At 41.5% G+C, this 16,202-nt stretch carries 16 protein-coding genes and 1 tRNA gene; 5 read left to right on the forward strand and 12 right to left on the reverse strand.

The genetic code is table 11. From position 1 onward, the window contains the following. Positions 1 to 123: 123 nt before the first annotated feature. The 6 genes from JMX97_RS13965 to JMX97_RS10905 all read right to left on the reverse strand — a co-directional run bounded on the left by JMX97_RS13965 (position 124) and on the right by JMX97_RS10905 (position 3,677). Positions 124 to 243 (reverse strand): hypothetical protein, encoded by a 120-nt coding sequence (locus JMX97_RS13965; protein WP_320157744.1) that lies wholly within the window; start codon positions 241 to 243, stop codon positions 124 to 126. Between the two features lie 19 nt (positions 244 to 262). Further along, a complete protein-coding gene (gene chrA, locus JMX97_RS10890; protein ID WP_201558082.1) occupies positions 263 to 1,486 on the reverse strand; it encodes a chromate efflux transporter in 1,224 nt (407 codons plus the stop codon). A 191-nt stretch (positions 1,487 to 1,677) separates the two neighbouring features. Then, positions 1,678 to 1,749 carry a hypothetical protein gene (locus JMX97_RS13925; RefSeq protein ID WP_265089458.1) on the reverse strand — a complete coding sequence of 24 codons (72 nt, stop codon included), beginning with the start codon at positions 1,747 to 1,749 and terminating at the stop codon, positions 1,678 to 1,680. Between the two features lie 339 nt (positions 1,750 to 2,088). Continuing rightward, entirely contained in the window at positions 2,089 to 2,334 is a 246-nt protein-coding gene (locus JMX97_RS10895) for a hypothetical protein (protein WP_201558084.1), read from the reverse strand. A gap of 791 nt (positions 2,335 to 3,125) precedes the next feature. After that, entirely contained in the window at positions 3,126 to 3,344 is a 219-nt protein-coding gene (locus JMX97_RS10900) for a LysE family transporter (RefSeq protein ID WP_201558086.1), read from the reverse strand. A 256-nt stretch (positions 3,345 to 3,600) separates the two neighbouring features. Further along, a tRNA-Val gene (locus tag JMX97_RS10905) sits at positions 3,601 to 3,677 on the reverse strand. Positions 3,678 to 4,007: 330 nt separating this feature from the next. On the opposite strand from JMX97_RS10905, the gene JMX97_RS10910 reads away from it, so the two are divergent. Then, positions 4,008 to 4,997, forward strand: a complete 990-nt coding sequence (locus tag JMX97_RS10910) for a glutathione S-transferase family protein (protein WP_201558088.1) — start codon at positions 4,008 to 4,010, stop codon at positions 4,995 to 4,997. 401 nt (positions 4,998 to 5,398) lie between these two features. On the opposite strand, the gene maiA is transcribed toward JMX97_RS10910, so the two are convergent. Then, complete coding sequence (gene maiA, locus JMX97_RS10915) at positions 5,399 to 6,043, reverse strand: maleylacetoacetate isomerase (RefSeq protein WP_201558120.1); 645 nt, start codon at positions 6,041 to 6,043, stop codon at positions 5,399 to 5,401. A gap of 256 nt (positions 6,044 to 6,299) precedes the next feature. Here maiA and JMX97_RS10920 point away from each other — a divergent pair, with 256 nt between their 5' ends. Then, entirely contained in the window at positions 6,300 to 7,172 is an 873-nt protein-coding gene (locus JMX97_RS10920; protein ID WP_201558090.1) for an IclR family transcriptional regulator, read from the forward strand. A gap of 63 nt (positions 7,173 to 7,235) precedes the next feature. On the opposite strand, the gene JMX97_RS10925 is transcribed toward JMX97_RS10920, so the two are convergent. The 5 genes from JMX97_RS10925 to JMX97_RS10945 all read right to left on the reverse strand — a co-directional run bounded on the left by JMX97_RS10925 (position 7,236) and on the right by JMX97_RS10945 (position 13,177). Then, entirely contained in the window at positions 7,236 to 8,297 is a 1,062-nt protein-coding gene (locus JMX97_RS10925) for a TRAP transporter substrate-binding protein (protein ID WP_201558091.1), read from the reverse strand. Between the two features lie 185 nt (positions 8,298 to 8,482). Further along, positions 8,483 to 9,058 (reverse strand): VOC family protein, encoded by a 576-nt coding sequence (locus JMX97_RS10930; protein ID WP_201558092.1) that lies wholly within the window; start codon positions 9,056 to 9,058, stop codon positions 8,483 to 8,485. Between the two features lie 124 nt (positions 9,059 to 9,182). Further along, positions 9,183 to 10,481 carry a fumarylacetoacetase gene (gene fahA, locus JMX97_RS10935; RefSeq protein WP_413786408.1) on the reverse strand — a complete coding sequence of 433 codons (1,299 nt, stop codon included), beginning with the start codon at positions 10,479 to 10,481 and terminating at the stop codon, positions 9,183 to 9,185. Positions 10,482 to 10,905: 424 nt separating this feature from the next. Next, entirely contained in the window at positions 10,906 to 12,102 is a 1,197-nt protein-coding gene (locus JMX97_RS10940; RefSeq protein WP_201558093.1) for an aromatic amino acid transaminase, read from the reverse strand. A gap of 145 nt (positions 12,103 to 12,247) precedes the next feature. Then, positions 12,248 to 13,177: a LysR family transcriptional regulator gene (locus JMX97_RS10945; protein ID WP_201558094.1), complete on the reverse strand. Its 930-nt coding sequence runs from the start codon at positions 13,175 to 13,177 to the stop codon at positions 12,248 to 12,250. Positions 13,178 to 13,336: 159 nt separating this feature from the next. On the opposite strand from JMX97_RS10945, the gene hppD reads away from it, so the two are divergent. The 3 genes from hppD to JMX97_RS10960 all read left to right on the forward strand — a co-directional run bounded on the left by hppD (position 13,337) and on the right by JMX97_RS10960 (position 16,092). After that, the gene (gene hppD, locus JMX97_RS10950) at positions 13,337 to 14,437 is read left to right on the forward strand and encodes a 4-hydroxyphenylpyruvate dioxygenase (protein WP_201558095.1); all 1,101 of its coding nucleotides are present in this window, start codon (positions 13,337 to 13,339) and stop codon (positions 14,435 to 14,437) included. Between the two features lie 250 nt (positions 14,438 to 14,687). Next, on the forward strand, positions 14,688 to 15,533 hold the full coding sequence (gene phhA, locus JMX97_RS10955) for a phenylalanine 4-monooxygenase (RefSeq protein WP_201558096.1): 846 nt from the start codon (positions 14,688 to 14,690) through the stop codon (positions 15,531 to 15,533). A 217-nt stretch (positions 15,534 to 15,750) separates the two neighbouring features. Continuing rightward, on the forward strand, positions 15,751 to 16,092 hold the full coding sequence (locus JMX97_RS10960; RefSeq protein ID WP_201558097.1) for a 4a-hydroxytetrahydrobiopterin dehydratase: 342 nt from the start codon (positions 15,751 to 15,753) through the stop codon (positions 16,090 to 16,092). Positions 16,093 to 16,202: the final 110 nt, after the last annotated feature.

Consider the following 16,202-nt stretch of genomic DNA (forward strand, 5'->3'; position numbering starts at 1 on the left):
GTTTATTTGACTCACCATGAGATATTGGCAATAATCTAGTCGGGTTACTTTGGGCTTTTTCATGACTTTATGCTACTACGTTATTCTTGAGGTTAGCAATACTTATTCGGTTTTGCGTAAGTCCTAATTATCTAAAGCTTGGGGGATATGTGAATATGTCATGACGCAGTCATTCAGATCAGTCAGTATATGCAGTAGTAAGCCCAAACCTACTAACTTATATGGCTTAGGTAAAAATAACATGCCCGCATATATCGCTACCTTATAAAGTTAGTAACCATCCAGCCACCCCGCAACTTATAACTACTAGCCAAGCAGGGAATTTCCAAAACATCAAGGCAACCAAAGCTATCAGAGCCAAACCAAAATCTTTTGCTTCAATAATAGCGCTTGTCCATACCGGCTGATAAAGCGCTGCAAGCAACAGACCGACGACCGCTGCATTAACACCAGACAAGGCTGCTCGTGTCCGCAAGTTTTGACGTAGACTCTCCCAAAATGGCAGTACACCGAGCACTAACAAAAACGAGGGAGCAAAAATCGCAACTAAGCAAATCATACCCCCTAACCAGCCACTAGGCACTTGGTTCATTGAACCACCTAAAAATGCGGCAAAGGTAAATAAAGGACCCGGCACTGCCTGCGCAGCACCGTAACCGGCTAAAAAAGTATCGTTACTAATCCAACCTGCTGGAATCACCTCAGCTTGTAGTAAAGGTAGCACCACATGCCCTCCACCAAACACCAGCGACCCTGCGCGAAAAAAAGTATCTATTATAGCGAGGGTATGACTTGGGTACAGTGCTGATAGCAATGGTAAGCCAATCAGTAATGCAAAAAACAAAATCAACCAGAACAAACCAACTCGGCGTCTGATAGTTATAGGTAGTGGGTCATGAGCGACTGTTTTCTCAGGTTTGAACAACACCAGTCCAATCAAGGCAGCGATGGTAATGACGCTAACTTGACCCAATGCAGAGGGGACTGAAAGTACAAAACAGGCGGCTATAGCCATGATGGTTACTCTTGTAACATCCGTACAGAGGTTTCTACCCATTCCCCATACCGCTTGTGCGACCACTGCTACCGCTGCAACTTTTAAACCATGCAGTACGCCCATTGGAATAATATCCCCATAACTAGTAATACCTATGGCAAATAGAATGAGCGCTATAGCAGAGGGCAAGGTAAAACCTATCCAAGCAGCGAGTGCGCCAGTATATCCTGCTCGAGTCAACCCTATGGCAATGCCGACTTGACTGCTTGCTGGTCCCGGTAAAAATTGACAAAGCGCAACTAAGTCGGCGTAGCTATTTTCGGTTAGCCATTTTCGGCGGATCACAAATTCATCATGAAAATAGCCTAAATGCGCGACAGGACCACCAAATGAAGTTAAACCCAATCTAAGGAAAATAACAAAAACGCTCCATGCCGATTTATTTTCAATACTTATATTTTCAACGCTATGACTATTAGGGTCCGTCATGACCAACTTTCCTTAGCAAGTTTTTAGAGAGCACATATTATCGTGTGTTTAACCAAACTACTGCAATCTATCTGACAACCACATGACAAGCTCACGAGCAGATGTATTATCTAAAGCTTGGGGGATATGTGAATATGTCATGACGCAGTCATTCAGATCAGTCAGTATATGCAGTAGTAAGCCCAAACTTACTAACTTATATGGCTTAGGTAAAAATAACATACTGCCATTGCATAATGAGTGTGGAGCGGATGGAAATTGATACTACAGCGATTAGGCTAGAAGATAGGAGTTGCTAGCAGATGATCCAAATCAACTAGCATAATTGTAAAAATGCATGCTGCTTCAAATCTTCCGGCTCTTTAGGTGTGCCCATTTCCCTTAAATATTCAGGACTTGCGCAGAGTACATGACGAATAGCGGTTAGGCGTTTGGCCTGTTATGTAAGAAGTAAACAGACGGCTGTAACCTTAGTTTTTACTGATTTATTTTTTGTTCAATACCAACAATAATACTAACAAGTTATTTATAGATTGGTTAATATAGAATATTCAGGCAATAAAAACCCGCTTTAATTAGCAGGTTTATTCAATCAGTATGAATCAGCAGATGGTTTCATTTTGCATGACCTCGCTAATCTTAATTGGCACAGCACATAACCACGGCATACCACCAGTACAATAGAAACTGCCGTTCTTAAACGATACGATATAAGCTGTAAAGTCATTACCATCATGAGCTATCATTGCTTGCTCGTCGCTCTCATCATCGATAGCACACCATACTTGTTTATCACCACGCTCTAGCATTGCGCGAGCTAAATTACTGCCTCTCAACTCATTACCCATTTTCATTTCCTAGTGATGGATTAACAAAGTTTCTAAGCTTGTATTTAGCGCCTAGATTACTTTCTTTTTCAGTTTTTTTAGATGAAAGGCTAAGTTTAGCGATAGGCTAAGTTTAGCGATAGGCTAAGTTTAGCGATAGGCTAAGTTTAGCGATAGGCTAAGTTTAGCGATAGGCTAAGTTTAGCGATAGGCTAAGTTTAGCGATAGGCTATCTAATTACCTTCATGGGGTTGTTTTCGAGAACCGTTTTTACCAGTCCGAAATGTCTTGTTTTTGGTGTGTGGCTCCTACAGTGGGAGTCACATGCAATAAAATCATAATCGCTATTGGTAGTTAGGCTCACTACAACATACTGAAAAACCTAATCGCAAGCACGACTGTTAATATAAAAATTAGACCGCTTATCCATAATGACTGTAAGATAAATTTTCTATCATCCATAATTAATCGCCTAATATCCGTTTTATTGAATATACACGTTAATTATCTTCTAATGTAAAAAATCACTCGAAATGCCACTAACAAGTACACTGTGATGTATACCAACAGAACCCATCAAAAAACATTACATTATAAACCAATAACTTAAATTTTGATGATGGTACCCACTACAGAAACTGAATATTTATTATCAAAGTTCTGCTAATTATCTCAATCAGAATGGATTGTTACGAATATATGAGGGACTATTAGCTAGTCTCGCTAAGCCATACCTTGAAAACGAACCTTGATTTGAAAAATATAACAATGAGTTTGCTATTACCTAGGGCGTTACGACTTAATCACGTCTCTTAAGCCTTTTCAGTCATCAACTCAATGCCCATTCCAATGAATACAATCCCACTTATTTTATTTGAAATAGTTTCAACTGATGGGTTTTTTCTTAAAATTTTACTTAACAGTGAAGCTAATAACGCCAAACACGAGCACCATATCAAACCTGTTATGGCAAAAGTTAGTCCTAAAATTAAAAATGATAGATTCACGGTCCATGCTTTTTTTAAACCCACTCAAAAACTCATCCACCTCAGCCGCCATAGGACTATCATTAGCCATTGGTGTATGCTGATGCGTTACCTGTCTTGACTGGGGTATTGTAAAAACAGCCCCATTCGCATGCTCATAGCATACTTCAGGATATAGTGGCTGCCAGCGTGTGACCAAGTCACATCTAAGTGGTCATTGTAAAAAACAGTAGAGTCATCATGAAGCCTATATTCTACAGACAAAAAAATCCCCAGTCGTTAAACTGGGGCTTTTAGAATCTGGTAGGCATAAGCAGACTCGAACTGCTGACCTCTACCATGTCAAGGTAGCGCTCTAACCAACTGAGCTATACGCCTATTTAGGACATGCATTTTAGCAAGTTTTTACAACTTTGCAAGTCTTTTTTATTAGAATGATGAGTTATTGTTCCAATAGACGCAGTGACTCATCCTAAAAGCAAAAAAATATGGCGGTACTAACAAAAGGTAACTAGATTTTGGCACGTAGCGCTGATGACAGTGCACGTTTCTTGTTGGTTGCCGAACACTCATAGATGAATCTGCCCCATGTGGTAGACTCTTTTTGACTAACACCAAAACTGACTTATTATAGGCTTTCAATAATTTTAATCATGGTAATTTTTGGATCAAACCAGCAATCAAAACTAAAATAAACAGGAGAACAACGTGGGCTTATTAGTTGACGGTCAATGGCAAAATAAATGGTATGACACAAAATCGAGCGGCGGCCGTTTTGAGCGTAAAGATTCTAGCTTTAGAAATTGGGTAACCGCAGATGGTAGTGCCGGACCCTCAGGTATTAGCGAGTTTAAAGCTGAGCCCAATCGTTACCACTTATACGTCTCTTTAGCGTGTCCTTGGGCGCATCGTACTATGATCTATCGTAAGCTAAAAGGCTTAGAAGATATGATTACTATGTCGGTGGTCAATGCCTTTATGGGTGATGAAGGCTGGACATTTAATCCTGGCAAAGGCGTTATCGCCGATCCGATTTTTAACGCTACTCATTTATATAATATTTATACCGCCGCTCAAGCCGATTATACCGGACGCGTTACCGTGCCTATTTTATGGGATAAAAAAACCAACACTATTGTTAGCAATGAATCGTCTGAGATTATTCGTATGTTTAATACGGCATTTGATGAGGTCGGCGCATTGGCAGGGAATTTTTCACCGCCAGAGTTGTTGGCAGAAATCGATGCATTAAATGAGTTCATTTATCCGGCGATTAATAACGGTGTGTATCGAGCTGGTTTTGCCACTACCCAAGACGCCTATGAAGAAGCAGTGGGTGAGGTATTTAATGCGTTGGATACTTTAGAAGTGCGTTTAAAGAATCAACGTTATTTAACAGGTAGCACTATTACCGAAGCGGATTGGCGACTGTTTACCACTTTAGTGCGTTTTGATGCGGTTTACGTAGGTCATTTTAAATGCAACTTACACCGTATCGTTGACTACCCTAATCTTTGGGGCTATCTGCGGGATTTATATCAGGTTCCGGGTATCGCCGACACCGTGGCAATAGAGTATATAAAAATGCATTATTACGGTAGCCACGACACCATTAATCCAACATTTATAATACCTGTTGGTCCTAATATTAACTTTAACACACCGCATGGTCGCGAGACTTTATCGACAATAAATTAACAATAGTGGTATTAATACAAAATAGATGACGTTTGACTATGGTAAATTACTCTTAGAGTAAGGATCAAAGATCTACTAGATGGCAATGCCTAAATATGAGTTCAATTTCTAATTAAATTAAATAGGTTTGAAAGTTTGTGTAGTGTAATAAGACACCGCACTTTACTATCAGTAAATTTTATAGAGATCAGATTAAACAAGTATTTTGGTTAACTTATCTTTATATATTAACTTATCTTTATATAATAGATGGCGCTATCTTGAACCCAGCTACGCCTACCAGATACAAGGAGCCCCAGTTATTAAACTGGGGCTTTTTAGTCACCTAGAGTTTGAGTAAAATTGAAACTCCACTTCATTTAATAACTTTTAACAGTTTTAATAACCTTCAATCATATAGATTAAGCTGTTGGCGCGTCAGGTTGTTTTGAAGGGTCAGCATCATCAAAAGCTTTAAGCAACCGGCAATGTTCATCAATAGCGACAATATTGGGATAAGGGGTTAAGTCTACTTTAAAGCGACGAGCGGAGGAGACCTGCGGTATTAAATAGCAGTCTGCAAACGTTGGACTGTCGCCATAACAGAATTTTCCACGCGATTTATCTGCTGCCAATAATTTTTCTAAAGCAGCAAAGCCCTCGTCCATCCAGTGCTGGCACCAGGTCATGACCTCATCTTTGCCAATCGTTAACTCGTTACGCAGATACTGTAAGATGCGACGATTATTAAGAGGATGGATATCACAGCCAATCATCGCGCTAAGTGCGCGTACCTGCATACGGCCTGCCGCATCTTTAGGCAATAGAGGATTTTGTGTATAAGTCTCCTCTAACCACTCTAAAATAGCGGGGCTTTGATAGAGCAATAAATCATCGGTCTGTAGGACGGGCACTAATCCTTGTGGATTGATAGATTTAAATGCTGACTCTAACTGTTTGTCTTTTGCCAAATTAACCGCGATATACTCATAATCTAAACCTTTAAGATTCATGGCAATACGAGTACGGTAAGAGGTAGTACTGCGAAAGTAATTATAAAGTTTCATCATCATTATTCTCCTTTTTGGGCAGGTATCAAACGCTCATCATTATGTATATAATCAGTCACAATCATAAATCTGCTAAAATTAACAAGGTGTTATGAGTCGTCGCAAGCTATTATTTTAAACAAATGCGCTTAAACTAATACCCTTAAAAGTGAAATCTAGCTTCTCTCAAACTGCTGGATATAAGCAGCAAGCATTATCTTTATTTAGTGGTATCTTTATTTAACTGAGCAAAAAACAGGCAACTGAGCAAATAATGTCATCATCAGATAACGCTTCAACCTTAAATAATTCTTTAACATCGAACAAAAACCAAGGTGGCGTGCAGTCACTTGAGATTGGGTTGTCGATATTAGATGTACTCATAGCCTATAACGAGCCTATGATGCTAAAAGACATTGCTCAAGCGATGCAGATGCATCCGGCAAAGTCCCATCGCTACTTGGTTAGCCTCATTCGTAAAGGCTATGCCCGTAAGCTCGATGATGGACGCTATGGGCTGGGCGAACGGATCGATGCTCTAGGGGCGCTGACAGCTTTGGGCCATACAGGCCTCAATCAAAATAACATCTTGCAGCGACTGACTACGGCCGCCAGCGCTATTAAAGACTCTCTAAACTGCGGGGTGCAAATCGCCAAGTGGTTTAGTGAAGGTCCCATTATTATTCAATCTGTTGAACCGGACAGCCCGATTAGTATCATCACGCGTATCGGCTCACGTATGCCGCTTACCACCTCAGCGACAGGGCAGTTGTTTGCCAGCTATCAACCAGATGCGGTCATCAAACCACTGGTAATTGCAGAATGGCAAGGCGAATCTGATACATTAAGCAGCGCTGAAATATCAGATAAATGGCTACACTTTACCCAGCTACAGGCCGATATTCGCACGCAAGGTTATGCGACGGTCACCGGGGATATGTTAATAGGCATTAATGCTATTACTATTCCGGTACTGTTGCCGCAATTGGCCAATGCTAAAGATGGCGCTACAGATGCTTTTGTTAAAGACCTACCATTAGACTATGGTATTACTATTATCGGCACTTCAGAGCAGCTACCCATGAGTAAGCAACACGAAGTGGCTGATAAAGTACGGGCGATCGCTCAACGTTATCAGATTGCTTAGCTGTTATGGTTGTATAAAACCCTGCTATTTTTGATCAAAATGCCATTTAACACGGCTAGTAAATTAAACTTTACAGGCAGCACTGGCTGCTTTGACTTTTTCATAAACCCCTTGAGCATCAAGTCCGGTAGCGCTCACTTCATCAAGATATTTTTGTGAGCCTTCTATTAGCGGGCCACTCCAGTTAGGATCATTAAGCGGGTCTGGAACCTCTATCATTACATCACCTTTTGCTCTAGCTTCGGCCATAATCTCGGCATTGGCCGTATCAAAAACCTTGGCAGCTTTAGCAGCCATCTCTTTTCCAGAATTATCATCAATCACTTTTTTTAGATCGTCAGGTAAGCTTTCGTATTTGTCTTTGTTCATGGTGACGACTAAAGCGGCACTATAAAAGGGAATGTTAGTATGCGTATTAACTAAGTCGTCCAAACGAAAAGCTCGAACTGGTTGCCAAGCAAAGCTGAGCCCATCAATGACCCCGCGCTGAAGTGCGGTATAGGTATCAGGTGCTGGCATACCTACTGGAGAAGCTCCTACCGCTTCTATAATATGACTGGCCACCGCAGAAGGTTGACGAATGCGCATGCCTTTCATATCTGCTGGAGTTCGGATAGGTTTATCAATAGTATGAAGGGCGCCTGGGCCTGTTCCTATCATATAGAGAAGGTGGGTATCTTCGTATTCGCTAGCAATGACCCCATCATCGTATAATTTATGAAGGATACAAGTCTGCCGTTTTGCTGTATTTGAAATACCTGGAAGCTCAACAATCTGACTTAACGGGAATCGTCCGGCAGTATAACCATGAGCTTGCATTCCAATATCTACCGTGCCTTTAGCAGTAGCATCATAGGTAGCGCCAGGCTTGCTTAAGGTAGCAGAAGGATAAATCTCGACTTTTAATCGACCATTTGAATCTTCTGCCACTTTTTTAGCCCAAGGTTCAAAAACTTGTTTATTAATTTCGTCAGTGGCTGGCATAAAGTGCGAAAATCGGAGTACCGTAACGTCGTCAGGATTGACAGAATCACCAGCGGTGGACGCTGTTTCATTTTTATCAGAGCAGCCAGAAATCGCAAGCAAACCAGCTAACGCTATTCCGAAAGATAATTTCTTTTTCATCATGAGATCCTTTCTTGATGGTTGGGTATTACTCTACTACAAATTTAATTTTTAAATTTATATATCAATAATAGGTTATCTTTCTTTTTTTGAAAACTACTGCTAATAACAAGCGACTCTTAATAAAAATCCATTTTTAATTAACAGCCACTCTTAATACTGTTTATAAGCTTTAAACACTGAAATTATTCCCCAACAGGAACATGCTCTTTGGCTTCGGCAAGCTCTTCAGCATGCAAAAAGTGAGTATGGCCTGGGGCACGTTTGGTACGCGACCATTCGTCAAGCATATCTTTCTTGATTTCTTCAGTAATCATCGAGACTTTTTCTTCTGAAGTAATATCATCGTAGGTGAGTTCCATGCGATGACCATTAGGATCGAAGAAATAGATAGAATGGAAAATACCATGATTGGTAACCCCGATAACATCAATACCGCCTTCTTCTAAATGCTTTTTGGCAGCTATTAAAGTATCACGGTCTTTTACTTTCATCGCTAGATGCTGCACCCAGTCTGGAGTATTGGGGTCGAAGCCCATCTCAGGTTGATTGGGTACTTCAAAAAATGCCAATACGTTACCGTTACCGGCATCTAAAAACACATGCATATAAGGGTCAAAGGCTTTGGTCGAAGGCACATGATCTTCAGCAAATGCCAAGATGAAGTCCATGTTAAGGTGTTTTTGATACCATTCGACGGTCTCTTTCGCGTCTTTACAACGGTAAGCGACGTGATGGATTTGTTCTATTTTAAAGGTCATTATCAATATCCTTTTGACAAATAATTAAAAGAGGGCAGTCACAGTAAATGCAATATAACTTTGCTGTGACTGGGCTTTTATTTATGAAACGGGTTGGTGCTTTAAATCTTTAACAATCCGATAATTATTCAGAAAAATTAAACTCTAAAGCAGGTAATACCGTACCGCGTACCTCACCGAAGCCCACACGGATGCCGTCTTTTTCGGCATGGCCTTTTAGGATTACGGTGTCGCCATCTTCAATAAAGCTGCGCGTTTCACCATTGTTAAGTTTAACTGGTTTAGTCGCGTTCCAAGCCAGCTCTAGCATTGAGCCGAAAGTGTCTGGCGTTGGCCCTGAAATCGTACCTGAACCCATCATGTCACCGACTTCTACTTTACAACCAGAGATGGTGTGGTGGGTAAGTTGCTGGGTCATTGACCAATACATATATTTAAAGTTACTTTCACAAAGAACCGTTGCGCTGTCATCATTGTTAGCGTTTGCTGGTAGCAGCTCTACTGACAAGTTGATATCGAAGCTGTTATCGCTCGTTTTCTCACGTAAGTAGGCCAGTGGCTGCGGGTCTTGAGTAGGGATTGATGTTTTAAAAGGTTGCAGGGCGTCTAAAGTAACAATCCAAGGTGAAATCTCAGAAGCAAAGGTTTTGGCATTAAACGGACCTAAGGGTACATATTCCCATTTTTGAATGTCACGAGCTGACCAGTCGTTAAATAACACCATGCCAAAGATATGATCCCAGGCGTTTTCAATAGCGATAGGTTGACCAATTTTGTTAGGTTGACCGACGATAAAGGCGGTCTCAAGTTCGAAATCGAGACGCTTACAAGGTGAGAAAATAGGACGCTCATCAGGGCTGGGTTTTAGCTGACCTGAAGGACGGACAATATCGGTACCGCTGACGATGACGGTGCTGGCGCGACCGTTATAAGCCACAGGCATCTCTTTCCAGTTAGGCAATAAGGCATTGTCAGGATCGCGGAACATGGTGCCGACGTTGGTGGCATGTTCTTTAGAAGAATAAAAATCAGTATAGCCGGGAACGCGTACTGGCAAATACATGGTGACGTCTGCTTGCTTAAACAGTGCTTTTTTCTGCAAGTCTTGGTTGTCACCTAAATCTTTGCTGTTGGCAGAGAGTAGGGTTTGGATAGTTTTACGCGCTTTCGTCCAGTTGTCGCGACCGGACTCGATAAAAGGGTTTAGCGTAGGCTGATCAAAATAGGGGCCACCCTCTAGCGTCAACAGGCCTTCGGTTTCAAGTACCGATAAGTCCAACACTTGATCGCCAATAGCGACACCAGCACGGCGTTTGCCGTCTTCAGTCTCACTGAAGATGCCATAAGGAAGGTTATGAATTGAGAAGTCAGAATCGCTAGCGATGTCGATAAATGAAGTGAGGTTTTTGTCAATCGTTGACATGAAATGCTCCTTGCTAAATTAGTATAAGTGGCTTAATTAAGGTAATAGTTGCTTAGTTAGTTTAATTGCTTAGCTTAGTTAATGTAGTAAGAGCCAGTGCAATAAATTACGCTATAGTTAACTGCTTACGAATAATGTAATTTATAACCAGTCATATTGCAAGGAGTTTTGGTAACTCTTTTGCTATTTGGTTTGCTGTTTGGTTTGCTATCTGGCTCGTATAAATCAGTATTTTTTCGTTAACTTATTACAGAATGGGTTGTTTTATAATAGCTTATTTCATAATGACTTATCTTAGAATAGGTTGCTTTAGAATGACTTATTCCAGAATAAGGTGCTGTGTAATAAAAACCTCGTTAAATAAAAAAGCTGAGCAATCGCCCAGCTTTTTTAAAATTAGATTTTTACTTAAAGCAATCTAGCGTTAGTCTTTTAAGACTTCTGCCATCGCATTGGCAACATAGTCAATATTACTGACATTGAGGCCTGCCACACACATGCGGGAGTTGGAGACCATGTAGATACCAAACTCGCTTTGTAGGCGTTCAACTTGCTCAGGCGTCAGTCCGGTAAAGCTAAACATGCCGTTTTGACGGGTAATATAGTCAAAGTCGTGTTCAGGAAGATTGGCTTCTAGCACTGATTTGAGCTTCATGCGCATGGCTTTGATACGGTCACGCATGCCATAAACTTCGCCAACCCATTGCTGGTGTAATTGCTCGTCATTCATAACGATATCGACCACACGTCCGCCATGTGATGGTGGGCTTGAATAGATACAACGGACTATAAAGTTGAGCTGACCAAAGACTCGCTCGGCTTCATCTGCGGTAGGACAAACGACTGAAAGACCACCAACCCGCTCGCCGTATAGCGATAAGTTTTTAGAAAATGAATTGCTGACGAACAAGGGTAGACCCATATCGACGGCTTTGCGAATGGCATAAGCGTCGCTGTCCATATCTTCGCCAAAACCTTGATAAGCGATGTCCATAAATGGGATCAGTTCACGCTGTTGAATGACCTCTAGCACTGTATCCCATTGCGCTTGGGTCAAATCCAAGCCGGTTGGGTTATGACAGCAAGGGTGTAATAACACCACATCATTTTTATTTAACTTTTCAAGAAAGCTGACCATGTCATCGAATCTGACACTACTGGTGGCTTTATCATAGTAAGGGTAGGTGCCAACTTCGACATCAGCGCCTTCAAAGATGGCAATGTGATTGCCCCAGGTAGGATCACTAACATAGCATTTGGACTGCGGGAACCACTGGTGAATAAACTCAGCGCCCACTTTTAATGCGCCAGATCCGCCAATAGTAGCGATGGTCGCGACCCGATTTTCTTGCAAGACGGGAGCGTCTTTACCAAATAATAGCTCCTGACAGCCTTTGCGATGCCCAGGCAGTCCCGCCATTGGCAGATAAGGTCTAGGGGAAATAGGATCGGCAATGCGCTGTTCGGCTGTTTTTACACAGTCGAGTACCGGTAATTCGCCAGCTTCATCATAATAAATACCAATGCCTAAATTTACTTTTTTAGGATTGCTGTCCGCCAAAAACTTTTCCATAAGCCCTAAAATTGGGTCACCAGCGTAATAGTCGATACGTTCAAACATGTTATTTCCCTTATTTTCTTATACAACAAAATATAAATTGAGCCGTCAAAAAGCATAGACCAGTTTGATTATTAACTCAACGTTAGATTTTTCCATAACCCGTTAATTCGTGCATTTAGCTATTAAAATATGTTTTAAATCTCTCTCAAAAACTCTGTAAATCGTTGAAATGGCTGTCAAAATAGGTTTGTAAAAACTGTTTAAAAATAATACTAGCAGGTGACAACCCTCGAGAGGAGCGCTGATAAATAAAAAATCGTCGCATTTTAACAGGTTGTGATAGCGTCCGCATTTGCAACCCATTTGCGCTCACCCAATCAATAACCTCAGGCATATAGGGCAGACATAAGGTGATGCCAAAGCCTTGACGGGTCATCTCAAGCGCAGTGGACATAAAGTTCACTTTATAGCGCGCCTGCTGTATATGGGTAGCAACGGCTTCATCCAGCTCAGCGGATACTTGCTCGTTAATAGGACCGTTTAGAGTAATTAGCGGGGTTCCTAGCAGCTGTTGCCAAGCTATCTCGCTATGATGCGCCAGTTCGTGATCATCAGGCATCACCACGCAAAACGGCAACTGATATAACAAATCGGCGCTAACGTCATCGTCTACCTCCATAAAGCTAAGCTCTACTCCTACCCCCAAATCTACCTCAATATTTTGAATGTGTTCAAGCACGTTTTCTGCTGAGCAATCTAACAAAGACACGCTAATATCGGGATATTCTTTGGTGAATTGTGCCACTACCGCAGGCATGGATGAGGCGGCAAATTGCGATACGGCTAATCGTACTTGACCTTGCGCTAGGCTAGTCAAGCTGCTCGCTTCATTGACAAACAAGTGCATTTCATTGAGGACTCTACGAGCTTGTGGCAGCAGATTTCGCCCCACCGTAGATAAAGACAGCTGCCGAGTAGTGCGATCAAACAACACGATTTCAAGATTGGTCTCTAATTCTTTGATCAATCCGCTAACAGCAGACTGGGTCAAATGCATCTGCTCACTGGCACGAGTAAAGCTGCCGTTGTCAGCGACTTTGATAAAAGCATCTAGCTGGCGAATACTAACATTCATAAGGAAACCTGATAAATAAATCATTAAATACAATTAGTCTTATAAATCAAGCTAATCTAATATAAACGCATCGTCAATAGGAATTATTGATTCAAGCTATTTTTTAGCATTATATTTTTATGGTTTTTATACCACCAATTGAAATTAAGGATGATTGCAATGGCAGATTTATTTGAAAACCCAATGGGTCTAAACGGTTTTGACTTCGTTGAATTCGCCTCACCTGAACCTGAAGCGGTATCCTCACTTTTTGAGCAGCTGGGTTTTACTCATGTTGCCAACCATAGATCTAAAGATGTCGCTTTATACCGTCAAGGTGACATCAACCTCATACTAAACCGTGAACCAAAAAGCCAAGCCAGCTATTTTGTTGAAGAGCATGGAGCAGGGGCGACTAGCATGGGCTTTCGCGTCAAAGATGCCAAGAAAGCTTATGAGCTCGCCATTGAAAATGGTGCTCAGCCAGTAGAGGTACCCACTGGTGTTATGGAGCTTAGACTACCCGCTATCAAAGGTATCGGCGGCTCACTCATCTATTTGATTGATCGTTTTGAAGATGGTGAATCTATCTATGATGTCGATTTTGAGTTTCTTCCAGAAGTTGACAAGCATCCTGTGGGTCATGGTTTTAAGGTCATCGATCATCTCACGCACAACGTTTACCGTGGTCGTATGGCCTATTGGGCTACCTTTTACGAGCGCATATTCAACTTCCGTGAAATTCGCTTCTTTGATATTAAAGGCGAACACACCGGTCTGACCAGTAAAGCGATGACCGCCCCTGATGGCAAAATCCGTATTCCATTGAATGAAGAGTCTAAGCAAGGCGGCGGACAAATCGAAGAGTATTTGATGCACTTTAATGGCGAAGGTATTCAGCATATTGCCTTAGCAAGTGATGACTTATTTGCCAGTATTGATAAGCTTAGAGACGCCGGTATTCCGTTAATGACAGCGCCAACTGATACTTATTATAAAATGCTTGATGAGCGCCTACCGGGACATGGTGAGAATATCTCCGACCTACAGATGCGCGGTATCTTGTTAGATGGTACAACAGAAGGGGGTACGCCACGCCTACTGCTACAGATTTTCTCTGAAACTATCCTTGGTAGCCCAGTATTCTTCGAATTTATCCAGCGTAAAGGCGATTATGAAGACGGCTTTGGTGAAGGTAACTTTAAAGCGCTATTTGAATCGATAGAACGCGACCAAATCAACCGCGGCGTTATTGGTCAAACTGAAACTGAATCACAGTAAATAGTTCAGTCAGTAACAGTAACGGGCAGGACAGAAAAGAGTTTGTCCTGCCCCTATTAAGGTATCGCTATCAAAATATTGCGAATAAAGCATCGCTAATAAACACCACCCAAAATTCAGAACAAAATAATAATGAGTTCAATATAAAACTACTACCAAAAAACCAAGCGAAGACGGTAACACTTAAACGTCTAGCGAAGATGGCATGGTAGTACAACTATACTGAACTGACTTCAGAAGGACAGCAGGCATGGAAAGCACAGCTTCTACTACTCAAACTCCCAATGCTAATAGCGGCGAGACTAGCAATGAAAAGCAACCCTATGTGTCGCATCAAATCGATGCCAATGGTCACATTGATTATAGTGACGATGAGCACGCTACGTGGGAAACGTTGCTTGACAGTCAGTCCAAGCAAATACCCAATCGTGCTTGCTCAGAGTATCTAATAGGGTTGGATAAGCTAAACCTACCTACGACCAAAATCCCACAACTTTATGATATTGACACGGTACTACAAGACACCACTGGCTGGCAGACTGCTGCCGTGCCTGCATTGATTAGCTTTGGTAAGTTTTTTAAACTCTTAGCCAATAAACGCTTCCCGGTAGCTACCTTTATCCGTCGTTCTGAGGATATGAACTATATCGAAGAACCTGATATTTTTCATGAAATTGTAGGGCATTGTCCTCTGCTTACTCACCCTGCTTTTGCTGCCTTTAACGAGACTTATGGCAAGCTGGGATTAAATGCCAGTAAAGAAGAGCGGATGTGTCTGGCCCGGTTATACTGGTTCACCATCGAGTTTGGTTTGGTTGGACAAAGCAGTGACCAAGGTAAGGAATCTCGTAGAATTTATGGCGGCGGTATATTAAGCTCTCCCTCTGAGACCGTATATGCCCTAAGCGACGAGCCGGACTGCCGGGAATTTGATTTGTTGGATGTTTTGCGCACCCCTTATCGTATTGATCACATCCAGCCCATCTATTACGCCATCGACGATTTAGATACGCTGTTTGATATTTTGAATAGCGACATCATGGGTTATGTCAAAAAGGCTATGAGCCTTGGGTTATTTGACGCTACTTATGCATAAAGATATTTATATATAGAGACGTTCTAGCTTTTATTAGCCTAGCTGTCATTAGCTTAACTGACATGAGTATTTATACCGCATACAATAAAGATCATAAGCATTAGTACGTTTTTGAGCTACTTTGTTCCTATCGTTGTCTATCACTTAAAATATTGCTTCTATAAATTAGTCATCAAATAAATTATCAATAGAATAAATTTAAACCAAGGAGATTATTATGTCCGAATTATCGCAAGCCAGCTGTGAAGTCTGCCGTATTGGCGCGCCAAAAGTCAGCGATGCAGAAGCAAGCGAGCTGTTAAAACAGATTCCTGATTGGTCATTGATTAATGTTGATGGCGTCAATCAATTGCAGCGTAAATATAAGTTTAAAAACTTCGTTACGGCTATGGCATTTGCCAATCGACTGGGAGATATTGCCGAAGAGGAAGGTCATCACCCTGGCATGTTAGTGGAATGGGGCAAAGTGACTGTTACGTGGTGGTCGCACAGCATTAAAGGCCTGCATAGTAATGACTTTATCATGGCAGCAAAAACCGATAAATTGCTCGATAAATAATCCTAGTCTCTAAATTATATTTTACAGGCTCTAAATCAATTAGAGCCTGTAAAGTATAGTGCGTACAATATAGCTCCTGAATTATAACAACTAAATAAAATTCTAAGAAT

The sequence above is a fragment of the Psychrobacter sp. 72-O-c genome, from assembly GCF_904846605.1.
GTDB lineage: Bacteria > Pseudomonadota > Gammaproteobacteria > Pseudomonadales > Moraxellaceae > Psychrobacter.

What these genes read in the sequence shown, in the direction of transcription:
- chrA (WP_201558082.1), bottom strand. Translation starts at nt 1,486, where the DNA reads ATGACGGACCCTAATAGTCATAGCGTTGAAAATATAAGTATTGAAAAT.
- maiA (WP_201558120.1), bottom strand. Translation starts at nt 6,043, where the DNA reads ATGAAACTTTATAATTACTTTCGCAGTACTACCTCTTACCGTACTCGT.
- JMX97_RS10930 (WP_201558092.1), bottom strand. Translation starts at nt 9,058, where the DNA reads ATGACCTTTAAAATAGAACAAATCCATCACGTCGCTTACCGTTGTAAA.
- JMX97_RS10960 (WP_201558097.1), top strand. Translation starts at nt 15,751, where the DNA reads ATGTCCGAATTATCGCAAGCCAGCTGTGAAGTCTGCCGTATTGGCGCG.
- JMX97_RS10895 (WP_201558084.1), bottom strand. Translation starts at nt 2,334, where the DNA reads ATGGGTAATGAGTTGAGAGGCAGTAATTTAGCTCGCGCAATGCTAGAG.
- JMX97_RS10945 (WP_201558094.1), bottom strand. Translation starts at nt 13,177, where the DNA reads ATGAATGTTAGTATTCGCCAGCTAGATGCTTTTATCAAAGTCGCTGAC.
- JMX97_RS10940 (WP_201558093.1), bottom strand. Translation starts at nt 12,102, where the DNA reads ATGTTTGAACGTATCGACTATTACGCTGGTGACCCAATTTTAGGGCTT.
- hppD (WP_201558095.1), top strand. Translation starts at nt 13,337, where the DNA reads ATGGCAGATTTATTTGAAAACCCAATGGGTCTAAACGGTTTTGACTTC.
- phhA (WP_201558096.1), top strand. Translation starts at nt 14,688, where the DNA reads ATGGAAAGCACAGCTTCTACTACTCAAACTCCCAATGCTAATAGCGGC.
- fahA (WP_413786408.1), bottom strand. Translation starts at nt 10,481, where the DNA reads ATGTCAACGATTGACAAAAACCTCACTTCATTTATCGACATCGCTAGC.
- JMX97_RS10925 (WP_201558091.1), bottom strand. Translation starts at nt 8,297, where the DNA reads ATGAAAAAGAAATTATCTTTCGGAATAGCGTTAGCTGGTTTGCTTGCG.
- JMX97_RS13965 (WP_320157744.1), bottom strand. Translation starts at nt 243, where the DNA reads ATGTTATTTTTACCTAAGCCATATAAGTTAGTAGGTTTGGGCTTACTA.
- JMX97_RS10920 (WP_201558090.1), top strand. Translation starts at nt 6,300, where the DNA reads ATGTCATCATCAGATAACGCTTCAACCTTAAATAATTCTTTAACATCG.